Origin of the sequence: uncultured Caballeronia sp. (assembly GCF_964243625.1) — a bacterium.
Lineage (GTDB): Bacteria > Pseudomonadota > Gammaproteobacteria > Burkholderiales > Burkholderiaceae > Caballeronia.
In genome coordinates this window covers 1-2,495 of record NZ_CAXTGZ010000777.1, presented here as the reverse complement: position 1 = coordinate 2,495, position 2,495 = coordinate 1, and the positions used below count along the sequence as shown (strand labels likewise).

The following is a 2,495-nucleotide window of genomic DNA, read 5'->3' as shown; positions in this document are numbered from 1 at the left end:
ACCAAGGGCGCTAGCATCCCAGCGGTAGCGCTGCTGCTGCCTTCTGCTGTTCCGTCAATCGTTTGCTGACTGTCGGAGGCCGCTCTTTTCCGATCTGCGTCGGACAGGACGTTGCGCCACTTGCGGTTAGCGGAACAACTTAGAGCCGCCCGGTGGCGGCAGCGCTGAGCGACCTGGCCGATTTACTCCACGGGAACTCCGCGCGCGAGCTTGCTATCGCGCATTCTGGGGCACATCTGGCGCTGTTAAAATCTTTACCCGTTCCTTGGTCTGCATATAAAGGCAAGTAACGTACGCTACGCCTTCGCCGGTACCGCCAAGCGCGACGGTGCTTTGATAGTTGCACTCTGCGTCCCTGAACGCGATCCATGCGCGTTCCGCAGCGATCAAGCGCTTGAGAATCTCTGAGTCATCGCGCGCATTATCGGGCCCCTTGGGGTGTTTGAGGGCGTTGACTAGACCGCCATAAATATCGTTCAGCCGCTGGTCGGCAGTGGCTTTCGCAGCCATGGTGCAATTAGAAACCCCGTAGTTGTTGGGGTTCTGGTCAGAACATGCATTCAGCTTGGCGTCGACGGCGGAGAAGTCTGCTGGCGACACCGCCCACGCCTGAACGACAGCTAGAACGGCGACGGCAGCTATCACGATTTGTTTCACAGTGGGCCTCTCGATTTGATCAGCTAGGAGGAATATGCTGCCTTTACAAAAGCTTTTCGCTCGGTACTGGGAGACTTCTTCGTTGATAAGTTATATCAAGCGATGTTGAGTGAAAGATCAGAGGAAGTGCAATTTCGGGGGAAAGGACTGGCAGATACTTTCATATCCGGACGAGTGGCAGGCGAAGAACGGTCTGCGTGAGCCTAAGGGAAAACTCCGACGAACCGCAATTACGTAGACCAGCGGGTGTCAATGCGAAGGGTTAAATGGTCGCTCTCTCGTTGCGATCGATTTCCATGGAACAGGTTTTGCGACGACACACTCCGTATAACTAACCCGGGAATTGGAAGATGAAATTAATTACCGTTGCTGCAGCGCTTTTAGCGCTATCAGGCGCCACCAGCGCCCTCGCACAAACACAAGCTGCGAGCACTACGTCGGCCAACGACTTACCCTCACCGGATAAGGAGTTTGTCCAAGCAGCCAGCATGTCCAGTTCCACCGAAATCGACGCGAGCAAGCTCGCCGCAAAGCAATCCCAAGATGCGGACGTCAAGAGTTTCGCTCATCATATGGAGATGGATCATACGAAGTTGACGGTGTCGCTGAAAATGGCCGCGCCCCACGGTGTTGCGATTCCTAAGGACAACTCCGACACGGCCGTGCTCAATTCTCTCAGTGGTCTGCACGGAAAGGCGTTCGATACCGCCTACATTAAGCAAGTGGGGCTAGCTGGTCACGAAAAGGCAGTTGCCGCATTCCAAACGGAAGCTGATGGCGGACAAAACGCCGACTTGAAAAAGGCGGCGCAAAAAGCGTTGCCGACGATTAAAGAACATCTTGCAATGGCGCAACAGCTCGCAGCAAAGAAGGGCATCGCAGCGCAGTAACCGTGGGTCACCCTAACCAAGGAGAAAATCATGGCAGCAAAAACGTTGAATGACTTGTTTATCCACGCCCTGTCTGATATCTACAGCGCTGAAAAGCAGCTGACCAAGGCACTCAAGAAACAGGCGCGGTCGTCCACGAGCGCGGAGCTTATAGGCAGCATTTGAAACGCACCTTGAAGAGACCCACGGACAAATCGAGCGCATCGATCAGGCGGTCGAAGCGTCTGGTGTCAAGTTGAAACGCATCAAATGCGTCGCGATGGAAGGACTGATTGAGGAAGCCGACGAGCAGATTGGCGAGATCGAAAAGGGAGCGGTGTTGGACGCCGCATTGATTGGTGCGGCGCAAAAGGTCGAGCATTATGAAATCGCCTCCTACGGGACGCTGTGCGCCCTCGCCAAGAAACTCGGATACACCGAGGCGATGACGCTGCTGACGCAAACGCTTGAGGAAGAGAAAGCAACTGACAAGAAACTGACGATCTTGGCTGAGCAGGAAGTGTCAACGGAAATTGCAGGGAAATAGGGCGTAACAGTTCGGCAAGGACACGCCCAGGAACAACCGCTGCAAGATAGGGTCAGCCACGACAAGTGCGTTGGCCCTTTCGTCGCGACCCGCAGGTCATTTTTTTTGCGCCTCGCTCCCACCGCCGTTTAACCGCTCGCATGCGATCTCGTTTTCAACTGCTTCGCGGGCCTGCCGCCAATATTCGTCTGCGCATCCTTCCATAGCCCCATCAGCTAGCCATAGCGAATAGGCTTTTTCCCTGATCCGCTCCTCAATTGAATGATTTTCCACGAACTTCCCTTGGATGATTCGCAGTCATATTAGGTGGCAGGGTTTAGTCCGTCGCAGTACGGAGAACCACCGCGCGGATTTTGAACTGGTGCAAATTTTGACGTGATTTCGGTTTATTTTCAACGGCAGAATCAACCTAAAGCAACATT

The 2,495-nt window shown here is 54.2% G+C and carries 3 protein-coding genes and 1 pseudogene; 2 read left to right on the top strand and 2 right to left on the bottom strand.

Going from position 1 to position 2,495, the window contains the following annotated elements; translation table 11 throughout:
• Positions 1 to 213: 213 nt before the first annotated feature.
• Positions 214 to 657 (bottom strand): lysozyme inhibitor LprI family protein, encoded by a 444-nt coding sequence (locus ACFFAR_RS30745; RefSeq protein ID WP_375509174.1) that lies wholly within the window; start codon positions 655 to 657, stop codon positions 214 to 216.
• A gap of 350 nt (positions 658 to 1,007) precedes the next feature.
• Between ACFFAR_RS30745 and ACFFAR_RS30740 the strand changes: the two genes are divergently transcribed.
• Together ACFFAR_RS30740 and ACFFAR_RS30735 are read left to right on the top strand one after the other, a co-directional pair.
• Positions 1,008 to 1,547, top strand: coding sequence for a DUF4142 domain-containing protein (locus tag ACFFAR_RS30740; protein ID WP_375509173.1), 540 nt, complete (start codon positions 1,008 to 1,010; stop codon positions 1,545 to 1,547).
• A 30-nt stretch (positions 1,548 to 1,577) separates the two neighbouring features.
• Positions 1,578 to 2,073, top strand: a pseudogene (locus tag ACFFAR_RS30735) (ferritin-like domain-containing protein).
• A 96-nt stretch (positions 2,074 to 2,169) separates the two neighbouring features.
• On the opposite strand, the gene ACFFAR_RS30730 reads toward ACFFAR_RS30735, so the two are convergent.
• The gene (locus tag ACFFAR_RS30730) at positions 2,170 to 2,346 is read right to left on the bottom strand and encodes a DUF2934 domain-containing protein (protein WP_375509172.1); all 177 of its coding nucleotides are present in this window, start codon (positions 2,344 to 2,346) and stop codon (positions 2,170 to 2,172) included.
• Positions 2,347 to 2,495: the final 149 nt, after the last annotated feature.

Excerpts from the sequence above, each read along its gene's own strand:
- ACFFAR_RS30740 (WP_375509173.1), top strand. The coding sequence starts at position 1,008 with ATGAAATTAATTACCGTTGCTGCAGCGCTTTTAGCGCTATCAGGCGCC.